Source organism: Chryseobacterium sp. TQ-BC-N36, from assembly GCF_058382295.1.
The window spans coordinates 3,959,288-3,984,488 of sequence record NZ_CM178175.1; the positions used below are offsets into that span (position 1 = coordinate 3,959,288).

Annotated in this window: 21 protein-coding genes; 4 read left to right on the plus strand and 17 right to left on the minus strand. The window is 37.1% G+C overall.

Features of this window, described 5'->3' with window-relative positions; all coding sequences use genetic code 11:
• Window positions 1-66 precede the first annotated feature (66 nt).
• The gene (locus tag AC3FI7_RS17760; protein WP_343660307.1) at window positions 67-2,943 is read left to right on the plus strand and encodes a carboxypeptidase regulatory-like domain-containing protein; all 2,877 of its coding nucleotides are present in this window, start codon (window positions 67-69) and stop codon (window positions 2,941-2,943) included.
• Window positions 2,944-2,966: 23 nt separating this feature from the next.
• Window positions 2,967-4,379, plus strand: coding sequence for a DUF5689 domain-containing protein (locus AC3FI7_RS17765; RefSeq protein WP_491460621.1), 1,413 nt, complete (start codon window positions 2,967-2,969; stop codon window positions 4,377-4,379).
• A 120-nt stretch (window positions 4,380-4,499) separates the two neighbouring features.
• Here the strand turns inward: AC3FI7_RS17765 and AC3FI7_RS17770 are convergent, their stop codons facing one another.
• The 7 genes from AC3FI7_RS17770 to AC3FI7_RS17800 form a co-directional block, all read right to left on the minus strand.
• Window positions 4,500-4,958, minus strand: a complete 459-nt coding sequence (locus AC3FI7_RS17770; protein WP_491460622.1) for a hypothetical protein — start codon at window positions 4,956-4,958, stop codon at window positions 4,500-4,502.
• A 300-nt stretch (window positions 4,959-5,258) separates the two neighbouring features.
• Window positions 5,259-5,810, minus strand: a complete 552-nt coding sequence (locus AC3FI7_RS17775; protein ID WP_343660303.1) for an inclusion body family protein — start codon at window positions 5,808-5,810, stop codon at window positions 5,259-5,261.
• 274 nt (window positions 5,811-6,084) lie between these two features.
• Complete coding sequence (locus AC3FI7_RS17780) at window positions 6,085-6,555, minus strand: DUF6702 family protein (RefSeq protein ID WP_291901580.1); 471 nt, start codon at window positions 6,553-6,555, stop codon at window positions 6,085-6,087.
• Window positions 6,556-6,613: 58 nt separating this feature from the next.
• Window positions 6,614-7,366, minus strand: coding sequence for an LOG family protein (locus AC3FI7_RS17785; protein WP_373995774.1), 753 nt, complete (start codon window positions 7,364-7,366; stop codon window positions 6,614-6,616).
• An 8-nt stretch (window positions 7,367-7,374) separates the two neighbouring features.
• Window positions 7,375-8,088: a nucleotidyltransferase family protein gene (locus tag AC3FI7_RS17790; protein WP_343660302.1), complete on the minus strand. Its 714-nt coding sequence runs from the start codon at window positions 8,086-8,088 to the stop codon at window positions 7,375-7,377.
• 110 nt (window positions 8,089-8,198) lie between these two features.
• The gene (locus tag AC3FI7_RS17795) at window positions 8,199-8,606 is read right to left on the minus strand and encodes a RapZ C-terminal domain-containing protein (protein WP_491460623.1); all 408 of its coding nucleotides are present in this window, start codon (window positions 8,604-8,606) and stop codon (window positions 8,199-8,201) included.
• Window positions 8,607-8,832: 226 nt separating this feature from the next.
• Window positions 8,833-9,858 (minus strand): aminoglycoside phosphotransferase family protein, encoded by a 1,026-nt coding sequence (locus tag AC3FI7_RS17800; protein WP_142726430.1) that lies wholly within the window; start codon window positions 9,856-9,858, stop codon window positions 8,833-8,835.
• 229 nt (window positions 9,859-10,087) lie between these two features.
• Between AC3FI7_RS17800 and xrtF the strand changes: the two genes are divergently transcribed.
• Window positions 10,088-10,618: an exosortase family protein XrtF gene (xrtF, locus tag AC3FI7_RS17805; protein ID WP_343660297.1), complete on the plus strand. Its 531-nt coding sequence runs from the start codon at window positions 10,088-10,090 to the stop codon at window positions 10,616-10,618.
• Window positions 10,605-11,042, plus strand: a complete 438-nt coding sequence (locus tag AC3FI7_RS17810) for an exosortase F system-associated membrane protein (RefSeq protein ID WP_142726432.1) — start codon at window positions 10,605-10,607, stop codon at window positions 11,040-11,042. The genes xrtF and AC3FI7_RS17810 overlap by 14 nt, the downstream gene beginning before the upstream one ends.
• A 10-nt stretch (window positions 11,043-11,052) precedes the next feature.
• Here AC3FI7_RS17810 and AC3FI7_RS17815 read toward each other — a convergent pair whose 3' ends face one another.
• The 10 genes from AC3FI7_RS17815 to AC3FI7_RS17860 all read right to left on the minus strand — a co-directional run bounded on the left by AC3FI7_RS17815 (window position 11,053) and on the right by AC3FI7_RS17860 (window position 25,047).
• Window positions 11,053-12,069, minus strand: coding sequence for a cation diffusion facilitator family transporter (locus AC3FI7_RS17815; protein ID WP_491460624.1), 1,017 nt, complete (start codon window positions 12,067-12,069; stop codon window positions 11,053-11,055).
• A gap of 56 nt (window positions 12,070-12,125) precedes the next feature.
• The gene (locus tag AC3FI7_RS17820; protein WP_343660293.1) at window positions 12,126-13,118 is read right to left on the minus strand and encodes an aspartate-semialdehyde dehydrogenase; all 993 of its coding nucleotides are present in this window, start codon (window positions 13,116-13,118) and stop codon (window positions 12,126-12,128) included.
• A 66-nt stretch (window positions 13,119-13,184) separates the two neighbouring features.
• On the minus strand, window positions 13,185-13,622 hold the full coding sequence (locus AC3FI7_RS17825) for a hypothetical protein (RefSeq protein WP_291901646.1): 438 nt from the start codon (window positions 13,620-13,622) through the stop codon (window positions 13,185-13,187).
• An 87-nt stretch (window positions 13,623-13,709) separates the two neighbouring features.
• The gene (locus AC3FI7_RS17830; protein WP_343660292.1) at window positions 13,710-16,310 is read right to left on the minus strand and encodes a TonB-dependent receptor; all 2,601 of its coding nucleotides are present in this window, start codon (window positions 16,308-16,310) and stop codon (window positions 13,710-13,712) included.
• Between the two features lie 208 nt (window positions 16,311-16,518).
• A complete protein-coding gene (nadC, locus tag AC3FI7_RS17835) occupies window positions 16,519-17,379 on the minus strand; it encodes a carboxylating nicotinate-nucleotide diphosphorylase (RefSeq protein ID WP_343660291.1) in 861 nt (286 codons plus the stop codon).
• A gap of 10 nt (window positions 17,380-17,389) precedes the next feature.
• Entirely contained in the window at window positions 17,390-18,022 is a 633-nt protein-coding gene (locus AC3FI7_RS17840) for a hypothetical protein (RefSeq protein WP_491460625.1), read from the minus strand.
• Between the two features lie 10 nt (window positions 18,023-18,032).
• Window positions 18,033-19,604 (minus strand): L-aspartate oxidase, encoded by a 1,572-nt coding sequence (gene nadB / locus AC3FI7_RS17845; protein ID WP_343660288.1) that lies wholly within the window; start codon window positions 19,602-19,604, stop codon window positions 18,033-18,035.
• Window positions 19,605-19,635: 31 nt separating this feature from the next.
• Window positions 19,636-20,262 (minus strand): NAD(P)H-dependent oxidoreductase, encoded by a 627-nt coding sequence (locus tag AC3FI7_RS17850; protein ID WP_343660286.1) that lies wholly within the window; start codon window positions 20,260-20,262, stop codon window positions 19,636-19,638.
• A 121-nt stretch (window positions 20,263-20,383) separates the two neighbouring features.
• Window positions 20,384-22,642 carry an FIDD domain-containing protein gene (locus AC3FI7_RS17855; RefSeq protein WP_343660285.1) on the minus strand — a complete coding sequence of 753 codons (2,259 nt, stop codon included), beginning with the start codon at window positions 22,640-22,642 and terminating at the stop codon, window positions 20,384-20,386.
• Between the two features lie 146 nt (window positions 22,643-22,788).
• A complete protein-coding gene (locus tag AC3FI7_RS17860) occupies window positions 22,789-25,047 on the minus strand; it encodes an FIDD domain-containing protein (RefSeq protein ID WP_142726440.1) in 2,259 nt (752 codons plus the stop codon).
• Window positions 25,048-25,201: the final 154 nt, after the last annotated feature.

A 25,201-nucleotide genomic window follows, 5' to 3' on the forward strand; every position in this document is an offset into this window, starting at 1 on the left:
TTGTGCCCCCAACTTTTAAACCGTTGAAAATTAACAAGAAAAGTATTTAAAAAAATAAATATACTCATGATTAAAAAACTATCATTAATCTCTTTATTTACTTTGCTGCCTGCTTCATATTACTATGCGCAGACAACAGTGTTTGCATATCTTAAGGATGCGGACGGAAAGCCTGTTGAGCAAGCAAATGTAGATTTAAAAGGAGCAGGAAATGATGCAAAGGCAGACAAAATCGGTTATTTCCAATTTACTGATTTGATGCCTGGACATTATCAAATTATGGTTACAAAACCAAATTTTGAAACTAAAATTTTTGAATTTGATGTAACCAGTGATGAGAAAAGAAAAGATCTTGGAGTAATTACTCTTTATTCTGCATTGAATGGTGCAGATCAGGGTTTAGCCATTGTAGAGGACTCTGGAGAAAGTGACAGCGGTGGTGCACAGCAGACTGCAACTGTAGGATTGCTACAGTCTTCCCAGGATGTTTTCAACAGAATTGCAAGTTTCGATTTAGGACCATACTGGTTCCGACCGAGAGGAATTGATAGCAGAACAGGGGAGAATATGATCAACGGGGTTTCTATGGCTGCTGCAGATAATGGAGATGTAGACTTCAGCACATGGGGAGGTTTGAACGAAATTACCCGTTATCCGGAAATTTCAGCCAATCATGCACCTTCCGAATATGCTTTCGGAGGAACTACCGGAGTATTTTATAAGAATACTAAAGCCAGCGAGTACAGAAAAGGAAGTCAGCTTACTTACTCTCTGACCAACAGAAACTATACCAACAGATTATCTTACAGATTTTCTTCCGGGATGAACAAGAACGGATGGGCATTTACAGGGATGATTGCCAGAAGATGGGCACAGGAAGGAATTCAGGATGGTACTGCCTATGATGCGTACAGTGGATATATTGGTATTGAGAAGAAATTCAGCGACAGCCATACCATGACCCTAAACGCGATTGGTTCTAAATATGCAAGAAGTTCTTCAAGTCCAAGTACTCAGGAAGTATATGATTTCAGAGGAGTTCATTATAATTCTTACTGGGGATGGCAAAACGGGGATAAAAGAAACGAAAGAGTGAAAAGAGGCTTCCAGCCAATGATCCAGTTGCAGGATTTCTGGAAAATCAATAAAAACTCTCAATTGTGGACGTCTGTATCTTATCAGTTCGGTAAAGAATACAGTTCAAGACTAGACTGGTACAGAGCCAATAACCCGTCTCCAACCTATTACCGTAATTTACCAAGCTATTGGTTAAACTATAAAAACCCTGCTCCGGAGCAGGCAGCCAACATCGGAATTACAAGAGACTGGTGGACCAATGATGACCAGTCACATACTCAGATCAACTGGGATAATCTTTATAATGCCAACAGAAACGTACAATACAATGCTTTTCTTGGAGGCAGAAGAGCTGCTTATTATCTGGTGGATGATGTAAAAGATGATAAAGTATGGAATGTAGCAACTCACTATACTTATAATTTTAATGATACCTCCCGTTTTATTTTAAATTTATCATATCAGAATTACAGATCTGAACAGTATAGAGAGGTAAATGATCTTTTGGGAGCTGATTTTGCTCTTAATATGGACCCGTTTGCATCCAATACAACGGCTGGAAATACTTGGGGGAAATTCAATACAAGAGAAAGTGATACTGATGTTGCCAAAAGAGAAGGGGATAGAATCGGATACAGCTATATTTTCAGAAGACAGGAATTCAAAATAAATCCAGCTTTCAAATTCTCAACAGGTAAATTTGATGTTTTTGTTTCCGGATTATTCGGTTATACGACCAACAGCAGAGAAGGATTATTCCAGCATTATCTGTATGAATCGTCTTATGGAAAAGGAGCAGATCAGAATTTCTGGAATGCTGGTGTCAAAGGACAGGTTACTTATAAGATCAACGGCAGAAACTTCCTGGTTTATAACGGAGCTTATTTTTCACAGTCTCCTTTCTTAAATGATATCTATTTTAATACAAGAGTAAGTGGTGTTACGACTCCGGGTATCAAGAACGTTGTTATTGATGCAAACGATTTGAGCTATGTAATCTCTACTCCGATTCTAAAAGTTAGACTGACAGGATATCTTGTTAATACTCAAAATGAAACAAGTGTACAAAGATACTTTGCACAAGGGGTTAAGCTGACAACTCTGACAGAAAGTGGAGATCAGGCCCCGATTCAGGATGGAGCTTTCATTACACAGGTGCTGGCGGGAGCTAACAAGAGAAATATGGGTATTGAACTGGGTGCTCAGGTGAAAGTGACTCCTACTTTAACCGCCAGTGGACTATTAAGCTTAGGACAGTACACTTATACTAATAATCCTACGGTGTATTTCGCATCTGATGCGGTGGGAACGTTCAGAGAGCTTGATGGAAACGGGAATATTGTATCTAGGTCATATACCAATATGGGAGAGGCTACTCTTAAGAATTACAGACAGGGGGGAACCCCTCAGGAAGCCTATACTTTAGGTCTACGTTACAGCAGCCCTAAATACTGGTGGCTGGGAGCAACATGGAATTATTTCGGACACTCATTCCTTGATCCGTCTCCTGTAACCAGAACAGCGAGATTCTATACAAATCCTAATACACCTGGAGTTCCTTATGACAACGTAACGGAAGAAGAACTTGCAAGAGTTCTGGCCCCTACAAAATTACCTTCAGCATTCTTCTTCAACGTGAATGCAGGTAAATCATGGATGATCGGTAAATATTATGTATTGGTGTCTGCATCTGTCAATAACATTTTAAATAACAGAAATTACATTACTGGTGGATTTGAGCAGACCAGAAACGTTAACTATACTGACTATACGAATGATTATGACAGCGGAAACATGGTGTTCGCTCCTAAATATTGGTATAACCAGGGTAGATCTTATTTTGTTAACCTTCAATTCAGATTCTAAAAATTAAACTAAAAATCGAAACAATGAAAAATATATATTTTAAAGCGGCGGTATTCAGTGCCATTTCCATGCTGACATTCTCGTCTTGTGTAAAAACTGATGATTATGAAGTACCGGAAATTAAATGTACCAATAAATTTGCAGCAGCTAATCACCAGTTGTCAGAACTTGCAACGATTGCAAAACCAAAACCTGTGGAAGCTGATATTATTAAAGATGATTACATCGTTGAAGCTTACGTTACTTCAAGTGATGAGTCTGGGAATATTTATAAAATGATGTTCCTTCAGGATAAACCTGAAAACCCTACACAGGGTATTGAGATTGATATCGACGGAGGAAACCAATATCTTGATTTTCCAACAGGAGCCCTGGTTAGAATCAACTTAAAAGGATTAATCGTTCAGGCTTCCAACGGAAACATCAAAGTAGGTTCTTATGATCCAAACTACTCCGTAGGAAGAATCAACCCGAATAAAGTTTCAAATTATATAGCGAGAGTTTGTGACGGACAGAAACCTGTAGTGGCTGCTATTAAGCCATTGGAATTTAACTCTATTGCTGATGCCCTTAAAAACGGAGCACACATCAATCAGCTTGTAAAAATTAAAAATGTTCAGTTTGAAGATCCTGAGCTGACTAAAAACTTTGCTGATGATTCAGGAACAGGAGACCGTTATATTGTAGATAAAAAAGCGGCGAGACTGGATCTTCGTTTCAGTAACTTTGCCACATTTGCTAAATCTCCGATTTCTCCTAAATATGCAAAAAGTGGAGATATTGTTCTTCTTCTAAGCCGTTATACAAGTCCAAGTAACCCAACTGCGACTACTTTCACAGAGCAGGCTTATATCAGAGATCTTTATGATATAAACTTCCCGAATGACAGATTCAACCCAGGTGAGCCGGAAGCTCCTTCTGCTTCTGCTGTAAATCTTTTCGCGGGATCTGACTTTGAGAACTGGGCAACTTTCCTATCAAGTGTAAACAGCTTCGGCCTTAAGCCTTATGCTACACAAGGGGTTGGCTTAGGATACAACAATACCAATTCACTTCAGATCAAAGGTACACCTACAGCTAATGATTATGTATTTACATCTATTGCTACTACAGGAATACCAGCTGTACCGAAGAGAATTACCATGTACATCAAAGGTACTGCAACCGGAAAAACACTTTCTTTCAACGTATATAAAGCAGGTGGAGGTTTCTATGTATTTAATTTAGGAACATTCTCTACAGGAGCTACCTTAGGCGTAGAAAGTGCTAACTCTTACACAGGATCTATCAATACAAACGGACAGTGGAGATTAGTTGAGCTTACTCTGACAGGTATTGCTGATATCAATACAACAGCCGGAAAAGATATGTTTGCAATCAAAACCGGAACTGGTGGGGTGTATGATGTTCAGATTGATAACATCAAAATTGAGTAGTCCATTAGATATTTTTTTATTAAAGACGACTGATTCGTACTAAATAAAAAGGCTGTTTTCACAATTGAAGACAGCCTTTTTAATGTTTTGAGGATTTTTGATTTTTATTAAACCATAGACTTATTCACTTCTGAGATGCATATTTACTTCTTGCTCAATGTCACTTTTATCATATTTAAATGGTATTCCGGATAATGGCCATCCAACATTATAATGATCATAATTTTTATAGATATGATATTTATTTAAAGAATCAGTAATATCAAATTTGTCTAATATCAAATATCCATTTCTGATATTCACAGAATCATAAATAACAAGATATTTTCGCCCATAGATGAATTCTCCGTCTTGATGAGCATTTCTAATAACTCCTTCCTTGTAACTAAATGTAAAATCATTTCCCTTTTCACGTGCTCTGTCTCCATAATAAACAGAAGTAATTTCTCCTACAGTATATTTGGCATTTCTAAGTATTAATGCTGTTGGTGGGCTTATAGCCTTATACTTTAAAAAATAGATGATCCAGCCTATACCACAGATGATGATGATTAATAAAATTTTATTTTCTCTCTTCATTGATTAAAAATTATTTCATTTCCTGATTGACAATACTTTCAGAATAGTTTGTAAGCCATTGGTGTATTTGGGCTGGCTAGTCCTGAAATATTGATACAAATTAAATGATAAAAATAAATAATAACCAAAGCAAATTTATTTTTGCTCTGGTCTTTTTGTTTCATACGTTTTTATTTTCAAGTTCAGTTATTTATGCATTTGGTTTGGCGTTAAGCAGTGATTTGAAAAATGAGGCAGAACTCGGCCCAAATAACAAAAACCACCGCATCTTTAGACTGCAGTGGCTTTTGTTATTTCTGATTATTTAACTGTAATGGTTGGATCCCAGTAAAAGTAACCGTATAAGATTTGTTTATTACTGTCATTAGGGTCTAAAATGTAAAGTCCGAACTGTACATAGAAATTCTCTTTTCCTGTAGCTCTTACTCTAGCGTCTATACTTGCAAAAGTAATATCTGCAGTAGTGGCAGGAAGGCCGTTTTGGGAATTTACGTTAGGAACCGCTGCCTTTCTTCTTTCAACAGAATTGTATACAAAATTATTAAAAACCTGATCTCCGGACCAATATTTAATATTATAGATGATGACTGCATCATCCGAATTCTGATAAATTGAAGTTCCTCTGAAAGAAACTATATCTCCGGCCCTTGCGCTGAAGTTGAGGTCAGCAGTACCCTGTCCGGAAATAGCATTGGCATTGGAAACGATCATATGCTGGCTGTTATGATCAATTCCTACCGGATTATTAGGATCTGTACTTGGGCTTTTATAATGTGATCTTACATAATCCGTGTCTATTACAATCAGGACGTCTATTTCCTGACTGGATGCGTTAAGTTGTACATCTTCCATGATATTTAGTTTTTGTTTGGTGTATTCCTACTCGTCTGGCTTTTCAGATTCCGCCCCGTTATTTAAGTGATGCGGCTTCACCTTTTGGCTGTAATTACAATACAAATGTACAGTGCTGAAAATGAAAATGGTAGCGTGTAAATGCTGCAATTTGAAATTAAGTATTTGTACTTAATTACTCTCTTGCATGTGATTTTTGCTGTTCTCCAAAAAAATACCCTGGAAAATTTATTCTCCAGGGTACCCATTTATAATGGTTAAATCTAATTTACATTTAAAAAGAAACCTCGTTCACTTCTTTTCCTCTTTGGAAGTTCATTGTTTTCTGGCTGCCTTTGTAGGCAATGTTAACAATATTAATCTGCTTAGGAAAAGCGCTTAAAAGAATCGTATTTTTAATCTTTAAGGTGTTGATATCTGAAACTCCTCCGGTTTCAAAATACACCCATACAGTTTCTCCGCTGACCTGACTTCCTGTGAAGGTAATCGTTTTTGGAGCTCCATTGACAAATACATCAAAATTATTGTTCACATATTTTTTTACCTCTGCTTCAAATCCTGCTGTATTAGGGTTGATTTTAATAGCATCTGAGATATGGCTTGTATTCATTTTTGTGGTAAACTTCAACGTTTTGCTTCCATCTATATAGTCAACTTTGGTCATTGAAGAGAAAAAGTCTGCATACATAAAACTCATTAACACAAAAAATGTTAAAATACCTGATATATATAAAAGTTTTTTCATCTTAATTAATAGATTTACAATCATACTTGTTCGTTATAAGTCACAAATAATATGCCAATTAAAAATTTACATTCACAGAATATTTATCATAAAAGGCCTTAATATGTGCTACAGCCTCGTCAGCACTATCTACCACACGATAAAGATCAAGATCATCTTCAGCAATCATTCCTTCTTTTAACAGTGTGTCTTTGAACCAATCCAGCAGTCCGCCCCAGAAATCACTTCCTACCAGTACAATAGGGAATTTCCCTATTTTGTTGGTTTGAATCAGGGTCATTGCTTCAGTGAGTTCATCCAAAGTACCAAAACCGCCGGGCATTACGACAAATCCTTGAGAATATTTTACAAACATTACTTTTCTCACAAAAAAGTAATCAAAATTCATGGAGTAGGATTTATTGATATAAGGATTAAAATGCTGTTCAAAAGGGAGATCAATATTAAGACCGATAGATCTTCCTTTGGCGTTGAAAGCCCCTTTGTTTCCTGCTTCCATGATTCCTGGACCGCCTCCGGTAATAATTCCGAAGCCTAATCTGGTAATCTTTTCAGCAATGTCCACTGCCATTTCATAATATTTGCTTTCCGGCTTCAGACGGGCAGAGCCAAATATAGAAACACACGGGCCAATCTTGGCCAGCTTTTCATAGCCATCTACAAATTCAGCCATGACTTTGAAGACCATCCAGCTGTCTTTGGTGATCGTCTCGTCCCAGGTTTTCTGCCTGAAACTGTTGTGAAGTTTCGTTTCGTTAATGTCAAATTCCGGATTTACTAAGCTTTCATCTCGGGTTCCATCCATTTCCATTGCAAGATTTATTTAAAATGTTTTTCGGCTTCTGTTACGGATGAAGGTCTCCCGACATCAATAAGAATACTGTCATGTACAAAACCATGGATATGCTCGGTCTGCATCAGATCCAGATATTCTTCCATTACAGAAAATTTGCCTGTTCTTTTTATTTTTTCAAAGATAATAGGGTTGATACAGTGTATTCCGCTGAAAGCAAGAGCTTTAAAGCCTTTGTTGAACTCAGCCAGTCTCTGTTCACCGGTCTGTACATTCAGCCAGCCTCTCAAAACCATATCATCATTGAAAAGGAGTTTTCTCGAACTTTCTCTGTCCGAAACTGCTAAAGTAGCAAAATCTTTTATCTTTTTGTGGTATTCTACCAGTGCATTGATGTTCAGGTCGGTGAGAATATCAGCGTTCATGATCAGAAAATCTTCTCCGTGATCAAGAAATTTTCTTGCAAAAACCAAGCCGCCCCCTGTTTCAAGAAGTGCATTGGTTTCATCAGAGATCTCAATTTTACATCCGAAATTATTGTTTTTATGTAAAAAATCAACAATCTGGTTCCCAAAATGATGAATATTGATTACAAAATCCTTTATTCCAAAACTTTTCAGATAGTTGATATTTCTTTCCAGTAGTGGAATACCATTTACTTTTGCCAGTGCTTTCGGATGGTGATCTGTGAACGGTTTAAGTCTGGTTCCTTTTCCAGCTGCGAAAATTAGAGCTTTCATTTCTTATAATTGATAAATGATAGTTGATGAGTGATAAAACTTTTATAATTAATAAATGATCATTAAAATAACAGTGGAAAAATAATCATTTATCAATCATCGCTTATCTTTTATGAATTCAGTTGCGGCTGTTCATCGTGATGAAGAGTAACCTCAGTTCCTTCGGGATATTTTTCCCGGATAAATTCGGCAATTTTTATGGCACAATATACTGATCTGTGTTGCCCTCCTGTACATCCGAAATTAATTTGCAGATGTTCGAAGCCTCTTTCCAGGTAATTATCAATATTGATGGAAACCAGAGATTTTACCAGTTCTAAGAATTTCGGCATTTCTGTTTTTGTTTCCAGATATTCCTGGACTCCAATGTCATTTCCGGTTTGGCTTTTATATTCTTCGATTCTTCCTGGATTTAAAATTCCACGGCAGTCAAAGGCAAAACCACCTCCGTTTCCTGAATCGTCTTTAGGAATTCCTCCTTTCTTATATGAAAAGCTGTGTATATCGATGTGTAGCATATTCTTTCTTTTAAATTTTTAAACCATTAAGGCTTATTTAGTTTTTAAGGTAAGTTAAGACTCTGATAAATCAAAATTGAGTCAGGAAGCTCTTTGAAAAATTCATTAATAAAGGGTTTCATTGACTTTGTATCATTGTTAGTTAAAGCCAGTAATTTTTCATATGACAGTTGAGTAATTTCTTTTTTGGTCATAACCTTAATGTTCTTAATGACTTAAAATATTCTTAATGGTTTAAATTTATAATTTCTTCAATTTTTTGTTTTGTTTTTTCTGATTCCAATTGCTGAATGACTTTATAGAGTTCAGGATAATTCTTCATTTGTTCCCAGGAATCTGAAAACTGTATAATGTTCTGGATTCCCTTTTCCAGGCTGGCGATGAAATGCTGTTTCCTCTGGATCAATCCACGGAATCCATAAGCCCCTAATACCTGTAGATATCTCATCATCTGAATAGGCATTACAGCATTTTTCAGCTGCATTTTTGTTTCAGAATCTTCGAACTGCCGAATATAAAATTCAAGCATTTCCTGTTTGAAATCTTCGGGAAAATTTGCTTTAGCCTGAAAAAGAAAAGAAATAACATCATACATGAACGGTCCTTTCATTGCAGACTGATAATCAATGAATGATACTTCATTCTTTTCATTGACCATAATATTCCTTGCCTGAAAATCGCGGATCATAATTCCTTTAGGTTCAAGGCTTTCAATGAGTACTGCAATTTTTTTGAATTCTTTAAGCAGGGTAGACTTGTTGTATTCAAGCTCCAGAAAATCGGCTATGAAATTTTTAAAATAATAAAGATCATGAATCACCGGGAGCTCATCATAGCTTTCATATTCAAACGTTCTGGAATAATCAATTTTATCGAGCGTTTGTATTTGCATTTGGAAAAGCTTTTCTAAAGTCTGTCGTACTAAAGATCGTACTTCAGGAGATAATTGCTCTTTTGTGATGATCTCAGAAAGGGTATGCTGCCCTAAAAATTCCTGGATATACATTGTTCTGTCATCAGAAACTGCAATAATGGAAGGAGTATTCAGGTTTAAGTTTGAAAATATTTCAGAATAGTAAAGGAAACTCTCATTTTCCGGAATATTTTCATTGTATGTGATAATATATTTTTCGGTACCGGCAGTGGCCAGAAAATTTACCCTTGCAGAACCGCTTTGAGCTAATGTAACAAATTCAGAAGATTTTTTACCTAAATGGTTTTCAAAAAATCGTTTTGCGTTTTCAGAAGTCATAATAATATGAAACAAATATACTAAATTAACGTGAGTTGAATTATTGTTTAAGGAAGTAATATATGAAGGTTCAGGTGTATTACATTTAAGTTGTAGAATATAGGCTGTATTGGAGGATTTAGAGAAAATTTTTTCGTTATATATCACATGGTTGTTGAGTTTTGTATCATGTTTTTAACTTTCCTGATTCAAATTCAGGATATTACAGTCTAATTTTTATCTTTGCATTATGCTGAAAGACTTTAAACCTGTATTAGGTATTTTACTGCGTTTTATTATTATCTATCTGGTATTGCTTTTTGCCTATCAGTTCTATCTGAATAGTGGTAAAGATTCCGGATTGGATGCCTTTTCCAGAATTATTGCCAATCAGGTAACTTCTCTTCAGAATGCGATAGGCTATCCTACGGAATTATATGATGATGTCAGGAATGAACAGGTTTGGTTCTATGTAAAACAAAACTATGTGACGAGAATGGTGGAGGGATGTAATGCTGTTTCTGTCATTATTTTATTTGTGTCCTTTGTTTTTGCGTTTTATAAAGGGATAAAAACTTTTGTTTTTGTGGGCGCAGGATTGCTGATTCTGTATCTTATGAATCTTTTGAGAATTGTAGGATTAAACATTGTGATGTCTGATTATCCTGACTATGGAAAGATGTTTCACGATTTTATTTTCCCTGCTGTCATTTACGGAACTGTTGTTGTGCTTTGGCTGATCTGGATTAAATTTTTTGCTTTAAAACATGAAAATTCTTAATTGGCTCCTGGTTATCGCGGGAATATGCGGATTGATAGGTGTAAGGGTTCTGGAAGACACTATTTTCTATGACCCTTTTTTAGACTATTTTCATGAAGCCAATAAAAATATTGAGTTCCCTGCATTTGAATGGGGAAAACTGATTGCCGGACATGTATTCAGATTTATTTTAAATCTTCTTTTTTCCTGCCTGATAATGTATGGCTTATTTAAAAATAAAGAATGGACTTTGCAGGGTGCCGTATTAATGATTGTTGTGTTTGCCATTACACTGCCAATTTACCTGTATTGCATTCATGATAAATTTGAAATAGGGTATCTTTTCTCTTTTTACATGCGGAGGTTTGTAATCCAGCCACTGATTATATTACTGATTGTACCGATGTTCTATTACAGAAAACAGATGACTGACAAGGAAATTTGAAAAATCAAATCTAATTTTTTTCCTCTTCCCCATGGATCGTATGTTTATCCACACTGGTTACATTTTCCGGGGTCCATTCTACACGTTTAATGAAGTCTTTTTCACGGACAGGACAGTCTTTGATCTGGCAGATAGGGCATGAGATCGGTTTGCAGTCATCCATATGGAAGTTGAACTCAATACTGCGTTTGATGTTTCCGGCAAGAAGGAGAATAACGTTTTCCATTTCACTGTGTGCATCACGCAGATCATAATACCAGGGAAGGGTAATATGTGCATCAATATGCAGAGAAGAACCAAACTGCTGGATTTTCATATTGTGTACATCAATCCACTCTGTATGCCTGTTTTCTTCGAGAATTTTAATGATCTGGTTTAATATCTCAGGATCCTGTTCGTCCATAATACCGCTTAATGACTTTCGGACGATTTTATAGCCTACGAATATGATGTATACACCAAAACTTAATGCTACAGCGGAATCCAGCCAATAGATTTTGGTGAAATAAACAATGACTAAACTGGCAACCACGCCAAGGGTTGTAATGGTATCGGACTGAAGATGTTTACCAGATGAAATAAGAACCAGAGAATTTTCTCTTTCTCCTTTCTTGATAGAGATATACCCCAATAAATAGTTAATGATTGCAGTTGCAGCAATAATCCAGATTCCCAGATCAATTTTACTCAGTGTTTTTCCTACAATAAGGCTGTGAATCCCTTCATAGATAATCATAACACCGGCAATAGCGATAAGGGCTCCTTCAATACCGGAGGTCACGAATTCAACTTTTCCATGGCCATACGGATGGTCTTCATCTTTGGGTTTGGCTGCGAGGTGCAATGAATAAAGTCCCATGAATGCGCTGATGACATTGACAATACTTTCCATGGCATCAGAAAAGACAGCGTCTGAGCTGGTCAGCTTCCAGGCAATAATCTTTCCGATGAAAAGAATGATCCCAAATATGGCAATAAGTTTTTGAAATCCTATTTTCTCTTTGTGGGTATTTTTCTGGGTATTCATATGAGTTTGATAAAAAAAAGAATCTCAATTCTGAGACTCTTTTTTATTTTGTTAGTTTATACTAAGTTGTTTGCTACAAGGTATTCTGCGATCTGTACAGCGTTTGTTGCTGCTCCTTTCCTCAGATTGTCTGCCACGATCCACAGGTTGAGCGTTTTGGGCTGTGACAGATCCCTTCTGATCCTTCCCACGAAAACTTCGTCTTTTCCTTCCGAGTACAGCGGCATTGGGTAATGGTTGTTTTTCACATCATCCATTACGATTACACCAGGTGTTTCAGATAAGATTTTTCTTACTTCATCCAGTTCAAATTCATTTTCGAATTCGATATTCACACTTTCTGAGTGTCCTCCCTGAACGGGTACTCTTACGGCAGTTGCTGTCAGGTTGAAAGTATCATCTCCTAAAATTTTCTTAGGCTCTTTCATCAGTTTGATCTCTTCTTTCGTGTAATCATCATCAGCAAATACATCACAGTGTGGCAAAGCATTTTTGAAAATCTGATAAGGATATACTTTTTCAGTAGATTCATCTCCACTAATCTCACCGTTTAACTGGTCTACAGCAGCTTTACCTGTACCTGTTACAGACTGATAAGTAGAAACGATTACTCTTTTTAAATCATATTTCTTGTTCAATGGTCCAAGAACCATTACCAATTGGATGGTGGAACAATTCGGATTGGCGATGATTTTATCTTCTTTCGTTAAAACATCAGCATTGATCTCAGGAACGACTAATTTTTTATCAGGATCCATTCTCCATGCAGAAGAATTATCGATTACTGTTGTTCCTGCTTCTGCAAACAGAGGAGCGAATTCAAGGGAAGTAGAACCTCCTGCAGAGAAGATGGCAATATCCGGTTTGGCAGCTATAGCGTCCTTCATGCTTACAATCGTAAATTCCTTCTGTTTATACTTCACCTTCTTACCTACAGATTTTTCGGATGCTACCGGAATTAATTCTGTTACAGGGAAGTTTCTCTCCTCCAAAACTTTAAGCATGACTTGTCCAACCATTCCTGTTGAACCTACTACAGCTACTTTCATTGATTTAATTAAAAATTTAAGATTAAACTATTTATAAATTATAACGCATATAATTTCTTTATCTTTTTAAGCCCCAAAGACTCTTGCCCAAGGGAAGGCGAATGCAAATAAACCTACTGCAATCAGCCCCATGATCACTACTCCTAAAGAAATGGTATCATTGGATTTTACTTTTTTGTTGACAATAGTCATCAAAACAGCTGCAATAAGCATAGAAAATGGATGTTCAACATATTGGAATCTTGCATATGCATCACTCATTAGTGTTCCGGAAGCTAAAGCTGCTTTCACACCAGGTGAAACAAATAATAAGAAAAGCCCTGCTAGAAATTGAACGTGAAAGAAAATCATTGTAAAAAGTGTAGTCTTCTTCAAAAACTTGTTCACTTTTCCACTGAAACCAAACATGGTAGCCAAAAGTGCAATGATAAATAATGCAACCAAAAGTAATTCCAGATATCCGAATCCTTTGTGGGCATTAAGTAAAATCTTGTAAAAATCCATAATCCTATTTTTTTTGTACACAAAGATAACAAAAATCCCGGCTCAAAGCCGGGATTGATATTTATAAAATCTAATATTGTGATATTATTAGAAGTTGAATGATAATGTTGCTGCCCAAGTAGTTCCGAAACCGAAATAAGCACGGTTACCTGTTGCAATACCATTGTACATCATACCCAATTGTTGGTAAGTCTGATTCGCTGTGTTAAGTGTTTTTCCATCAGCCAAGTATTTTGGTTTGTCATCAGCAAATACACTTGTAGCAGAGTCAGAGATGTAAGTTTTATCAAATAGGTTGTAAACGTTAGCCCCGATTGTGAAATATTGAGCTTCGTTTTGTAATCTGATTTTGTAAGAGAAACCTATATCAAACAAGTTGAAATCAGGTAATTTCAATACTCCTCTGTCCTGAGCTGCAACATTGGTGAATGTTCCGGCGTCAATAGTAGAGTAAAGTTTACCTACATATCTCCATGTTCCGAAGATATTAAGATCTTTTACTGGTTTCACAGTTAATCCTAATGATGCAGTCATCTGAGGAATACTGTTGTTGCTTGATCCTCCTACTTTTACTTTATCTAAGTATAATGTATTTCCAGAAGAATTAGCTAAAGTAACCGGATTGTTATTATCGTCGAATGAAGCTACATTAGCATTTCCTTTATAATAGTAATCTCCCCAAGAGAACATCCCCTGAACTTCTAGGAAACGGTTCGGTTTGTATACTCCATCAAATTCAACTCCCTGGTGAACTTCTGTAATACCATTGATTTCAGAATAACCTGTAGTTGTTGAACCATCAGCTAAATTGAAAGTCTGGCTGGTTTTTCTCAACCATCTGTCTTTCCACTGTGTTCTGTATACGTTAACATTTGCAGTGAATTTTGCAGATCTGAATCCGTAACCAACTTCAGCAGAAGAGATCTTCTCGTTCGTTAAGTAAGGGTTAACAAGCTGTTGGTTACTTGGATATACTGTGTTAAGGAATGGCTGCTTGCTATAATAACCTATGTTAGCAAAAACGTTATGCTGCTCATTAATGTTATAGTTAGCTCCCCCTTTAATATTATATCCGAAAATATTTTTAAATCCTGTTTTCGTGTTGATGGTCTGACCTCTTAATGTGCTTCCGTCTACTATGAAGTTATCAATTCTTTGGTAACCTTGATTAGATACGGAACCTTGTAAGAATGCAGATAATTTATCTTTGGTATATTCTACCTGTGCAAATCCACTGTACCAAATAACTTCACCATCGTTGCTATATCCTACCTGATCTTCAGCCGGAGCTAATTTACCTCCAAAAGGATTCCAAGAAAGTTTCTTGTAATCGTAAAGTGCATTTACAATTCTAGGAGCAACATTCTTGTTAGCATTATCTTTGTATCCTGCAGCACCATAAAGATCTGTAAGAACCTGATAGTGATAACCATAGTAATATCTGTCATCCGTACCGATTGAGAAATTCCAGTTATCGTTAACTTTATGTTGGAAGTTTGCTAAGATACCGTACCAGTTGTGTGAATTGATACTTGATCGACGAACAATTGTGCTTCCTGCACCTGCAGTATTCAAATTAACTGCTGCATTGGCAGCAAAAAGAGCATCATAGTTAATGTGTCCTGCAGCATCAGTAAAACTAGCATCATTGATTGTCTTAGTTCCAAGTTTACCTAAGTCACCGGTTCCACCACCTCTACCATTAGACATATATAAAACTGTACTTAACTTAGACTTTTCGTTCATTGTCCAGTCCCAGTTTAGCATCATTACCGGCTTAGAATAGTAGTTGGCTCTGTTGGCTAAAGCTACTTTATTTCCGTTGGCATCAGTATAGTAACCATAATCTGAATTATATCTTCTATAAGGATTTCCATCGTGGTCAGGATTATAATTGATATAGTTTTGGATTGTTGGAGCAAAAGTTCTCTGATCGTGCCACTGAGGAGCAGAAGTTATTGTAAACTGTAAGTTATGTTTTTTATTGATCTCATAACCTAATGCAAAGAAATATGCATAAGATTCGTAATCAGTATTTTCAATATAAGTACCTCCCGCTTGTCTGCTCATTAGGAATGATGCAGAAACACCATCCTTAGATTTTCCAGTGTTGTAAGCAAAAGATGTTTTTAAATAGTCATTGTTACCAACTCCTAATCTAATAACCCCTCCTCTTTTCATATCTGCAGACTTGGTGATGAAGTTCATAGTACCTCCTACAGAAGCAATTGCTAATTTAGAAGAACCTAAACCTCTTTGAACCTGCAATGTACTTGTTACGTCAGATAATCCAGTCCAGTTTGAAAAATAAACAGTACCACCCTCCATATCGTTTACAGGCATACCATTTACCATTACTGCAATGTTTCTGGATTCAAACCCACGAATAGTGATCTGTGAATCCCCAAATCCTCCACCACCTTTCGTTGCGTAAACAGATGGGGTAACATTCAGAACCTCAACAAGTTCCTGGTTTCCTTGTCTTTCAAGAATTTGTGCTGCTTTAATGGTAGATGCAGCAACAGGTGTCTTTCTATCTTTAGCGATATCCGTAACACCTCTTAAGATTACCTCTTCAATATCTTTGGACTTTGCCTGAGCAGTGTCCTGAACTTGTTGAGCGTAATAAACACTAGCTGTAGATAATGTAATTACCGCAGTTAGTATTGATTTGTTGATTAATTTCATAATCGTTAGTAATAATTAGATTTAATTTTCTGCAAAATTCGCAAAATAAAATTTAACTATTATTAACTCAATGTTAATTTTTAATCAGTCTTAATAATGTTAACGTGTTAAAAATCAGTATTATGGCTAAAAATTGAATTTTTGTATGAAAAAAGTCATGTTATTGAATTTTTAACAAAGGGGGTGTGTTTTTGTTAAAAATTCAACGCTATTTCACTGCTTTGAGACTCAAATCTATATTCTCAGCGGAGTGCGTAAGAGCCCCTACAGAGATGTAAGTAACGCCTGTTGCTGCAATTTCTTTCAGCATATCACGGGTAATCCCACCTGATGCTTCAGACTCACATGAACCGTTGATCATTTTTACAGCTTCCTTCATCGTGTTTACATCCATGTTGTCAAGCATAATTCTGTCAACCTTAGCGTTGATGGCTTCCTGTACTTCTTCAAGATTTCTTGTTTCAACCTCTATTTTTAACTTTTTCTTATTCTTTTTAACGTAATCCTTGGCCATTGCCACAGCATTGGTAATACTTCCGTTGTAATCAATGTGATTGTCCTTCAGCATAATCATGTCATAAAGACCATATCTGTGATTGGTTCCGCCACCAATGGCCACTGCCCATTTTTCACACATTCTGAAGTTGGGAGTAGTTTTTCTGGTATCTAAAAGTTTAGTTTTTGTACCTACCAGTCTTGAGTCCCAATCGTGGGTAAGCGTAGCAATACCACTCATTCTCTGCATACAGTTAAGAACAAATCTTTCAGTAGAAAGGATAGATCTGGCGCTTCCGGTTACAATAAGAGCTACATCGCCGACTTTACAGGGAGTTCCGTCTTTAATAAAAACTTCAACTTTTAGGTTTTTGTCAAAAGTGTTGAAAATGATTTCTGCCAGCTCAACACCTGCAAGAATACAGTTCTGTTTTACCAAAAGTTTTGCACTTTGTATAAGATCCTGCGGAATGGTAGAAAGGGTAGAGTGATCACCATCCTGAATATCTTCTTCAAGAGCACTTTTTATAAATGTCTTTAATGCTTTGTCTGTTACGTATGCTGGTCTTTTCATAATTTTGATTTTAGTAATAAAAAGAAGATCTTTTTCCGAATAATAAATCGTGAATAATGAAGAGCAAAAGAACTTCATTTTCCTTTGCATCTATTTTTTCAAAATCTATATTGTCTTTTATTTTTATATTATTTTGATTAATGCCTTGAAACTCCAATACCTGTTTTCCGTTTCGTCCTTGTGGTATGATTTTATAGTTCCATTTAAAATTATCCCAATTATATTCTTGAGTGTAGTAAATGATTTTTTCTCTATTGAATGCTAAAATCGGATATTGAGGATTATTGATATAGTATAGCGTTAAGCGTAACTTATTATCTTTAATTATATTATTTAAATCAAATTTTAAACTTCCATAATAATCAGGTTTTCCTAACCCTTGTATGTTGCATAAAAGATTTAAAGCTAAAGGGTATTTGGATCTGGGAACAATAATTTTTTTTAATAATGTCACTCCATATACACCGAAAAAAATTCCAAAAAGCATTATTCCTGCAAGGATGGCTGTATTTGAAAAAGTATCAATTTTTCTATTTTGCTCCCAAAAAATTAATAATACTAAACAACAAACCAATGAAATTATCATTCTTGAATAGAATAAGATATGGACTGTTGTAAGAATATTTAAATTCAGGGTTTTCATTTGTTTAAAATTAAACCAAATCTTTATTATAAAATGCTCCCTTATTCTCTGTCATTTCCATGGATTGGGTAATGATGAGGTGGGCAACGGTTGTAAGGTTTCTTAATTCCGATAATTGCGGAGAAAGAATAGAGTAGTGGTAGATCTCATCTACGGCAGCGGCAATCTCCTGGTGTTTCTGCAATGCCATATTTAAACGTCTGTTGCTTCTTACAATACCTACCAGGTCACTCATCATTTCCTGAAGCTGTTTTCTGAGATAGCTTACAATTACCATTTCGTCCATGATTTTCATTCCTTCTTCATTCCATTCTGGCACTGCTTTCAGGTCGTCAAAGTTGAAATTGTTTTCATTCAGAAGTTCTACTGTTTTCATAGCAGCATTGTGCCCGAAAACCAAGCCTTCAAGAAGAGAGTTGGAAGCAAGCCTGTTGGCTCCGTGAAGTCCGGAGTTGGTACATTCTCCCACGGCAAAAAGATTTCTGATGGAGGACTGCCCGTCTCGGTCAACTTCAATACCACCCATTAAATAGTGGCAGGCAGGTACAACAGGAATTAATTGTGTGAAGGGATCAATTCCTTCGTCTTTGCATTTTTTATAAATATTGGGGAAATGCTCCAGGAATTTTTCATGGTTCATTTCCTTGCAGTCTAGTCCAACAAATTCGTCTCCGGTAATTTTCATTTCAGCGTCGATGGCTCTTGCAACGATGTCTCTGGAAGCTAATTCTTCGCGTTCATCATATTTGTACATGAATTTTTCGCCCCTTTTGGTTCTTAGTTTTGCTCCGTCTCCACGAACGGCTTCTGATATTAAAAACAGCATTCCGTCCATTTTGCTGTATAAAGCTGTTGGGTGGAACTGGTAATACTGCATATTGGAAACCTTACCTTTTGCGCGGGCAACGAAAGCAATTCCGTCTCCTGTGGCAATCGTAGGGTTGGTTGTGTTTTTATAAACATGTCCGGCACCTCCCGTGGCCACCAGTGTTATTTTGGAAGTGATCTTTTTGATGGTTTTGGATTTTTCATCCAGAATGTAGGCTCCATAGCAATGGATATCTCCCTCGTTGAGTTCTTTTCCCGGAACATGGTGCTGTGTGATGATATCAATGACATAATGATGATCAAGAATTTCTATATTCGGGCTGTTATTGGCTGTTTCCAAAAGAGCTCTTTCAATTTCAAAACCTGTGATATCTTTATGATGGACGATTCTGTTTTCAGTATGGCCTCCTTCTCTCCCTAAAGCGAATTTACCATTCTTCATATCAAACTGTGCGCCCCATTCTACAATTTCATTGAATCTTGCAGGTGCTTCTCTTACCACCATTTCTACGACATCACGTTTATTTTCTCCGTCGCCGGCACGCATGGTGTCATCGATATGTTTTTGAAAATTGTCATTCTGAAAATCTGTAACGACAGCGAGGCCGCCCTGTGCATACTTGGTGTTGCTTTCGTCTTCGTCAGATTTGGTTACAATAATGATTTTGGCATCAGGGAGCTGTTCAGAAACTTTAATGGCATAGGAAAGTCCGGAAATACCGGAACCGATTACTAATACATCCGCTTTTATCATATGCTGGCTTTAGGTACAATCGTTTAAAATATTAAATAAATTTAAACAATTTTTCGTTTGGTTTTCTTACTTTTTTCATGTGCTGGAAATGGTCTTCTTCAGAACGGTAGCCTAAAGCGAGGGTAACGGTTACTTTTTCTGTTTCAGGATTGATATTCAGAATATTTTCTATAAGGTCCTGACGGAAACCCTCCATAGGGCAGGAGTCTATATTTTCAATAGCAGCGGCGTACATAAGATTAGCCAATACTATATAGGACTGTTTTTCTGCCCAGTTGAAAATTTCATCATGTGTTTTTTGGTTGATGTGCTGATTAATGCTGTTTCTGAATGGATCCAGTTTTTCAATGGGGGTGTTCCGTACTTCAGAAATATGATTAAAATAGCCACGGATATAGTTCTCTTCAATAACTTTTTTTGAAATAATAACAATAAGATGAGAACAGGTGGAGATTTGCGATGGATTATAGAAAGCCGGGATCAGTTTCTGCTTCATCTCCTCACTCTCAACAACGATAATCTTATAGGGTTGAAGCCCAAGCGAACTGGCAGACAGCTTCCCTGACTCAAGAATGTTGTGAAGAGTTTCCTGAGGAATAATCTGATGATTGAATTTTTTTACAGAATATCTTCTGCTTAAAGCTTCCAAATAATTCATATGACAAATTTAAGAATTGAATATGAATAAAGCGTCTTTTAAATGAAATATCTCCTCCCTGTAAATGCAAAAAATCACCCCGGTCAGCGGGGTGATTTTTTTGATGGGAAGGAAAGTGTAATTATTCTCTGTTTTTTACAACAATCCATCCTGAGAATTTTATCGGAGTACTGTTTTTATTATTTTCATTCCATGAAATAGAATACCAATAATTTCCGGTAGGAACTTTTTTGCTTCCATTAGTGGTTCCTGCCCATTTGTAACCGTTGGTTTTGTCTGCCTGGAACATTTTGTAACCATATCTGTCGAAAATAGCGATCTCCAGATTCTGTTTATTGGCCAGCGCCGAATAATCAACAAAATCATTAATACCATCATCATTTGGTGTGATAATATTGATCAGATTAGGAACGGTAATATTAACTTCAACAGGAACACAATTGTAACCGTCTCTTACGTATACCTTAGCTTCTCCTCTGGCAATATTGGTGAAAACATTGGTATCCTGCCAGTTGATATTATCCATTGAATACTGATATGGAGGAGTTCCCCCGTTGGCATATACTGTCACGGTACTTCCGGAGATATCAATGGTGGTGATAACCGGATTGTCAGAAGGGTATACGGTTACTTTTTGTGTTGCAATACAGTCTCCGGTTTTAAGTTTTACCCAATAGGTTCCTACTCCTACATTCTTGATAGATTGGGTTGTAGCACCGGTGCTCCATTCGTAGCTTTTGAAACCGGCTCCTGCATCTAATGTTGTTGTGTTTTCAATACAGATGGTCTGATCGTGGAGAGTTCTTGAAAAAACAGGAGGGATTACAGTTAATGTAACTTTAGCAATAGAGTAACATCCGTCTGCACTGAATACTTTAATATAAGCGACTCCATTAGGAGCGATGTAGGCTGCCGGAGTAGAGATTGCGTTAGTTCCACTGATCGCGTCAGTCAATGATGGGTAATATTCTTTTGTAAGCCCGCCTTGAGAAACAATAGCTCCTAAAAGATTAAAGGATGCCGTAGAAGGATTGGCTTCAATAAAACAGGATTTTATTTCAGTATCATTGACCACAACGACAGGATAAATGTTCAGCGTAATTTTCGCTGTGCTTACACAACCCTGAGGGGTCGTTACCTTTACATATATGGTTGCAGCAGCAGATACATATGCAGAAGGGTTGGTAATCTGGTTTGTACCATTGTTCATGTCGTATAAGGTAGGATAGAATTCTTTGGTAGCCCCCGTGACGGTTGTCACAGCAGCCGTGTTAAGATCAAAGGTTGCAGTCCCTGCATTGTTGTTATTACATCCGCTAAGGGTTGCATCTGTTGCTGCAAACGGAGTAGGATTGAGCTGAATGATGCCGTCGCCATTATCACAAAGAGTAGAAGAGGGATCTTTGACAACCACTTTAATTGTTGTATTTCCCGAATATTGAAAACTTGAAGGGTTGGCGATAGGGGTAGAGCTTCCTAATAGATAATAGGTGAAAATATAATTTCCGGGATTATTGACAAATTGGGAATTATAAGAAGTGAGATCTACCACGCCATTTCCGGTAGCTGGATTGGTGCACACAAATGGAGTTATGGTATTGCTTAAGATCGGAACTTTGTCTACAAAGACTTTAGCATTTTTAATAGAGTGTCTTGCGCTGGCTCCCCCAGTTGCTGCAGAAAATCCGAAATAGCCTTGTGACATTCCCACTGCACCTCCTGAAGGAGCAAATGACTGATCTACGATAAGAACACCATTTATTCTTACTTTGATGATCCAGTTCGTAGGATTGGTAAGGTCTGTTTCCCCATTTACTTCAACGTGTCTGTAGGTGTCTCCTACAAATGGCTGGGTGGCATTAAGATCCGGAGAATGAAATGTACTTCCGGCAGTGTTGTTGAATTCGATATTATTACCTGCTGTATTATTGGTTCCGTAAAGGATATGAACTTTACTCATCTGACCTTCTGTGGTATTATTGAAAATATCAAAACCAACCATTAGTCCTGAAGCGTTAGCTGGAATACCTAGTCCTCCTCCTGATACGAATCCCGTAGGCGGATTGGCAAGATACCAGAACGTAAAGCCATCTCCTCTTCCATATTGTGTGGTTCCGTTTCCGTCAATTCTGAAATCAAATTCCACTTTCCATTTATCACAATAGCTCAAGGTGATCGGGGTGGATAGTTTTATAGCTCCGTATTTGCTGGTCTGATCAGTTGTCAGCCTTACAAAATCTCCGCTTACTACAGCATCGGAGACAAGATCCCAGCCTGTTGTATTTACAGGGTTTCCGGTGAGTTGATATGTTTGTGAAAATAACCTTCCCGGTAAGCATAGTAAGATAGTCAGTAAAAAAATGAGTATATCTTTTTTCATAGTGGATGGATTATGATGTTATTTGTTCTTGGATATAAAATTGTTTTTTAGCTGTTAATTAATGACAACGCCATATTGCAGGGGGGCGGACAGTAAAGGGTATTAATACCGAAACTACCCCAAAAGAGGTAGTTTCTGATATTAAATTATTCTCTGTTTTTTACCAATACCCATCCTGAATATTTGGTTTCAGTATTGTCTTTGTTGTTTTCGTTCCATGAGATGGTGTACCAGTAAGTTCCTGTAAGTACTTTTTTGCCGGAAGCGGTTCCGTCCCATGTGAAGTTTCTCATTTTTCCGGCCTCGTAAAGTTTGTTGCCATATCTGTCGTAGACAATAAATACCAGGTTTTTCTTGTATGCCAGTGCAGAGTAGTCAATAAAGTCATTTACATGGTCGCCGTTCGGAGTGATGGCGTTGATAAGGTTAGGAACAGTGATCTGAACCTCAACAGGGGTACAGTTGTAAAAATCTTTTACATAAACTCTTACCTCTCCTCTTGCTAGTCCTGTGAATATATTGCTGGTCTGCCAGTTCATTCCATCCAAAGAATATTGGTATGGAGGAGTTCCTCCTGCCACATTTACGGTTATTGTGTTGTTGTCAATATTAATGCTGGAAATCACAGGATTTGCAGATGCTTTTACATTGACAATCTGTGTGGTGATACAGTTGCCTGTTTTGAGTTTTACCCAATAAGAACCTACTCCTACATCTTTAATAGATGAGGTTGTTGCTCCCGTACTCCATTCGTACCCATTGAATCCAGGTCCTGCATCCAGGTCTGTTTTTTCACCAATACAAATGATTTTATCTTTCAGAACAGAAGAGGGTACAGGTGGTAATACAATAAGATTGATTTTAGCAATATTAAAACATCCGTTAGCATCCGTTACTTTGGCATATACAGCTGTACTTGTTGATAAGTACTGAAGAGGATTCATGATCTCATTGGTGCCGTCCACAGCATTGGCTATTGATGTAAAGTATTTTTTTGTAAAACCGCTGCTTAAGGTAGTGACGTCAGCTGTGGTCAAGTCAAATATAGCACTAGTGATATTGTTTTCAATAAAGCATGACCTTAAAGTGGCTTCCTTCACAGGAGTATCAGGGTAGAATGCTAATGTGATTTTTGCAGAACCTGTACATCCCTGTGGAGTGGTCACTTTTACATACACGACACCTGGAGCCGATAAATAATTGGTTGGATTCTGGATTTCATTAATGTCGGCATTAAGATCTGCTAATGTTTTATAATATTTTTTAGTAACCCCTAATACATCTGTTACATTTGCTGTGTTGAGATTAAAGGTTGCGGTTCCTGCTTTATTGTTATTACATGCCAGGATTGTTCTGTCCTCTGCTTTGAATGGTGCAAGCACCAGTAAAATCTTGCCGTCCGGGTTGTCGCAAAGCAGTCCTGCATTATCTTTAATAACCACAGTAACTGTTGTATTGGCATTGAATTGATAATTGGCCGGATTCGCTATAGGTGTTGAGCTTCCCAGCGGATAATAGGTAAATGTATAATTGGAAGGGTTGCTGACAAATTGTGAGTTGAAAGTAGTCAGATTCACAGATCCGTATCCTGTAGAAGGGTTTGGGCAAAAAGACTGTGTGGCTGAATTCTGTAAAATAGGAACTTTATCTGTATAGATTTTCACATTTTTAATGGAATGTCTTGATCTTGCACCTCCTGTGGAAGCGGAAAATCCAAAATATCCAACGGTCATTGCTGCAGCAGTACCTGAAGGAGCAAAAGACTGGTTACAAATTACATTACCGTCTATGGTTATTTTGATAATCCAGCTGGTAGGTACAGCAGGATCTACCTGTGCTGTTACTTCAACATGTTTAAAGGTGGTTCCCTGAAAAGGCAGAGTTGTATTCATGTCAGGGGAGTGAAAGGAGCTGCCCGGAACATTGAAGAATTCAACATTATTGGTATCTGTGGTGTTCTGAACCTGTCCGTAGGCAACATGAACCTTACTCATGGTAGCGGTAGTGGTGTTGTTGTATGTATCAAACCCTACCACAAGACCTACTGCATTCTGAGATACTCCAAGGCCAGATCCCAATACACTCGCAACAGGTGGGTTGGCAAGGTACCAGAATGCAATTCCGTCTCCGTTTGAGGTCTGGTTGGAATCCATTCTGAAATCAAATTCCACCCTCCATTTATCGCAATATTTTAAATTGATCGGATCATTCAGTCTGATAGAACCGGATTGATTATTGGTATCCGGAGTAAGCTGAATGAAATCTGTGTTGACCTGAGTAGGTGAAACCATTGTCCATCCGGTAGTTGTCACTGGGTTTCCGACAAGCTGATAAGTCTGAGCAAAAGATTTCCCGGCTAAACAGAGCAAAAAAACATATAAATACAGTAATAGATTTTTATTCATTTAAAGGGGACTTAGATTAATGTGTAAAGATATTAAATCCCGATCAATTAATGTGTATTTAATGTTAATTTTACTGAATTTTTTAATTATTTTTTAATAAATAATATGACTTGTGATGGAATAGTGAATGTTAACGGATGAATTGTGGATTTAT

Coding starts and splice junctions, on each gene's coding strand:
- AC3FI7_RS17770 (WP_491460622.1), bottom strand. CDS start 4,958: ATGAAGAGAGAAAATAAAATTTTATTAATCATCATCATCTGTGGTATA.
- AC3FI7_RS17825 (WP_291901646.1), bottom strand. CDS start 13,622: ATGGATTTTTACAAGATTTTACTTAATGCCCACAAAGGATTCGGATAT.
- AC3FI7_RS17840 (WP_491460625.1), bottom strand. CDS start 18,022: ATGAAAACCCTGAATTTAAATATTCTTACAACAGTCCATATCTTATTC.
- AC3FI7_RS17760 (WP_343660307.1), top strand. CDS start 67: ATGATTAAAAAACTATCATTAATCTCTTTATTTACTTTGCTGCCTGCT.
- AC3FI7_RS17800 (WP_142726430.1), bottom strand. CDS start 9,858: ATGACTTCTGAAAACGCAAAACGATTTTTTGAAAACCATTTAGGTAAA.
- nadB (WP_343660288.1), bottom strand. CDS start 19,604: ATGATAAAAGCGGATGTATTAGTAATCGGTTCCGGTATTTCCGGACTT.
- AC3FI7_RS17780 (WP_291901580.1), bottom strand. CDS start 6,555: ATGAAAAAACTTTTATATATATCAGGTATTTTAACATTTTTTGTGTTA.
- AC3FI7_RS17790 (WP_343660302.1), bottom strand. CDS start 8,088: ATGAAAGCTCTAATTTTCGCAGCTGGAAAAGGAACCAGACTTAAACCG.
- AC3FI7_RS17830 (WP_343660292.1), bottom strand. CDS start 16,310: ATGAAATTAATCAACAAATCAATACTAACTGCGGTAATTACATTATCT.
- AC3FI7_RS17820 (WP_343660293.1), bottom strand. CDS start 13,118: ATGAAAGTAGCTGTAGTAGGTTCAACAGGAATGGTTGGACAAGTCATG.
- AC3FI7_RS17815 (WP_491460624.1), bottom strand. CDS start 12,069: ATGAATACCCAGAAAAATACCCACAAAGAGAAAATAGGATTTCAAAAA.
- AC3FI7_RS17855 (WP_343660285.1), bottom strand. CDS start 22,642: ATGAAAAAAGATATACTCATTTTTTTACTGACTATCTTACTATGCTTA.
- xrtF (WP_343660297.1), top strand. CDS start 10,088: ATGCTGAAAGACTTTAAACCTGTATTAGGTATTTTACTGCGTTTTATT.
- AC3FI7_RS17810 (WP_142726432.1), top strand. CDS start 10,605: ATGAAAATTCTTAATTGGCTCCTGGTTATCGCGGGAATATGCGGATTG.
- AC3FI7_RS17860 (WP_142726440.1), bottom strand. CDS start 25,047: ATGAATAAAAATCTATTACTGTATTTATATGTTTTTTTGCTCTGTTTA.
- AC3FI7_RS17765 (WP_491460621.1), top strand. CDS start 2,967: ATGAAAAATATATATTTTAAAGCGGCGGTATTCAGTGCCATTTCCATG.
- AC3FI7_RS17775 (WP_343660303.1), bottom strand. CDS start 5,810: ATGGAAGATGTACAACTTAACGCATCCAGTCAGGAAATAGACGTCCTG.
- AC3FI7_RS17850 (WP_343660286.1), bottom strand. CDS start 20,262: ATGAATTATTTGGAAGCTTTAAGCAGAAGATATTCTGTAAAAAAATTC.
- AC3FI7_RS17795 (WP_491460623.1), bottom strand. CDS start 8,606: ATGCTACACATCGATATACACAGCTTTTCATATAAGAAAGGAGGAATT.
- AC3FI7_RS17785 (WP_373995774.1), bottom strand. CDS start 7,366: ATGGAAATGGATGGAACCCGAGATGAAAGCTTAGTAAATCCGGAATTT.
- nadC (WP_343660291.1), bottom strand. CDS start 17,379: ATGAAAAGACCAGCATACGTAACAGACAAAGCATTAAAGACATTTATA.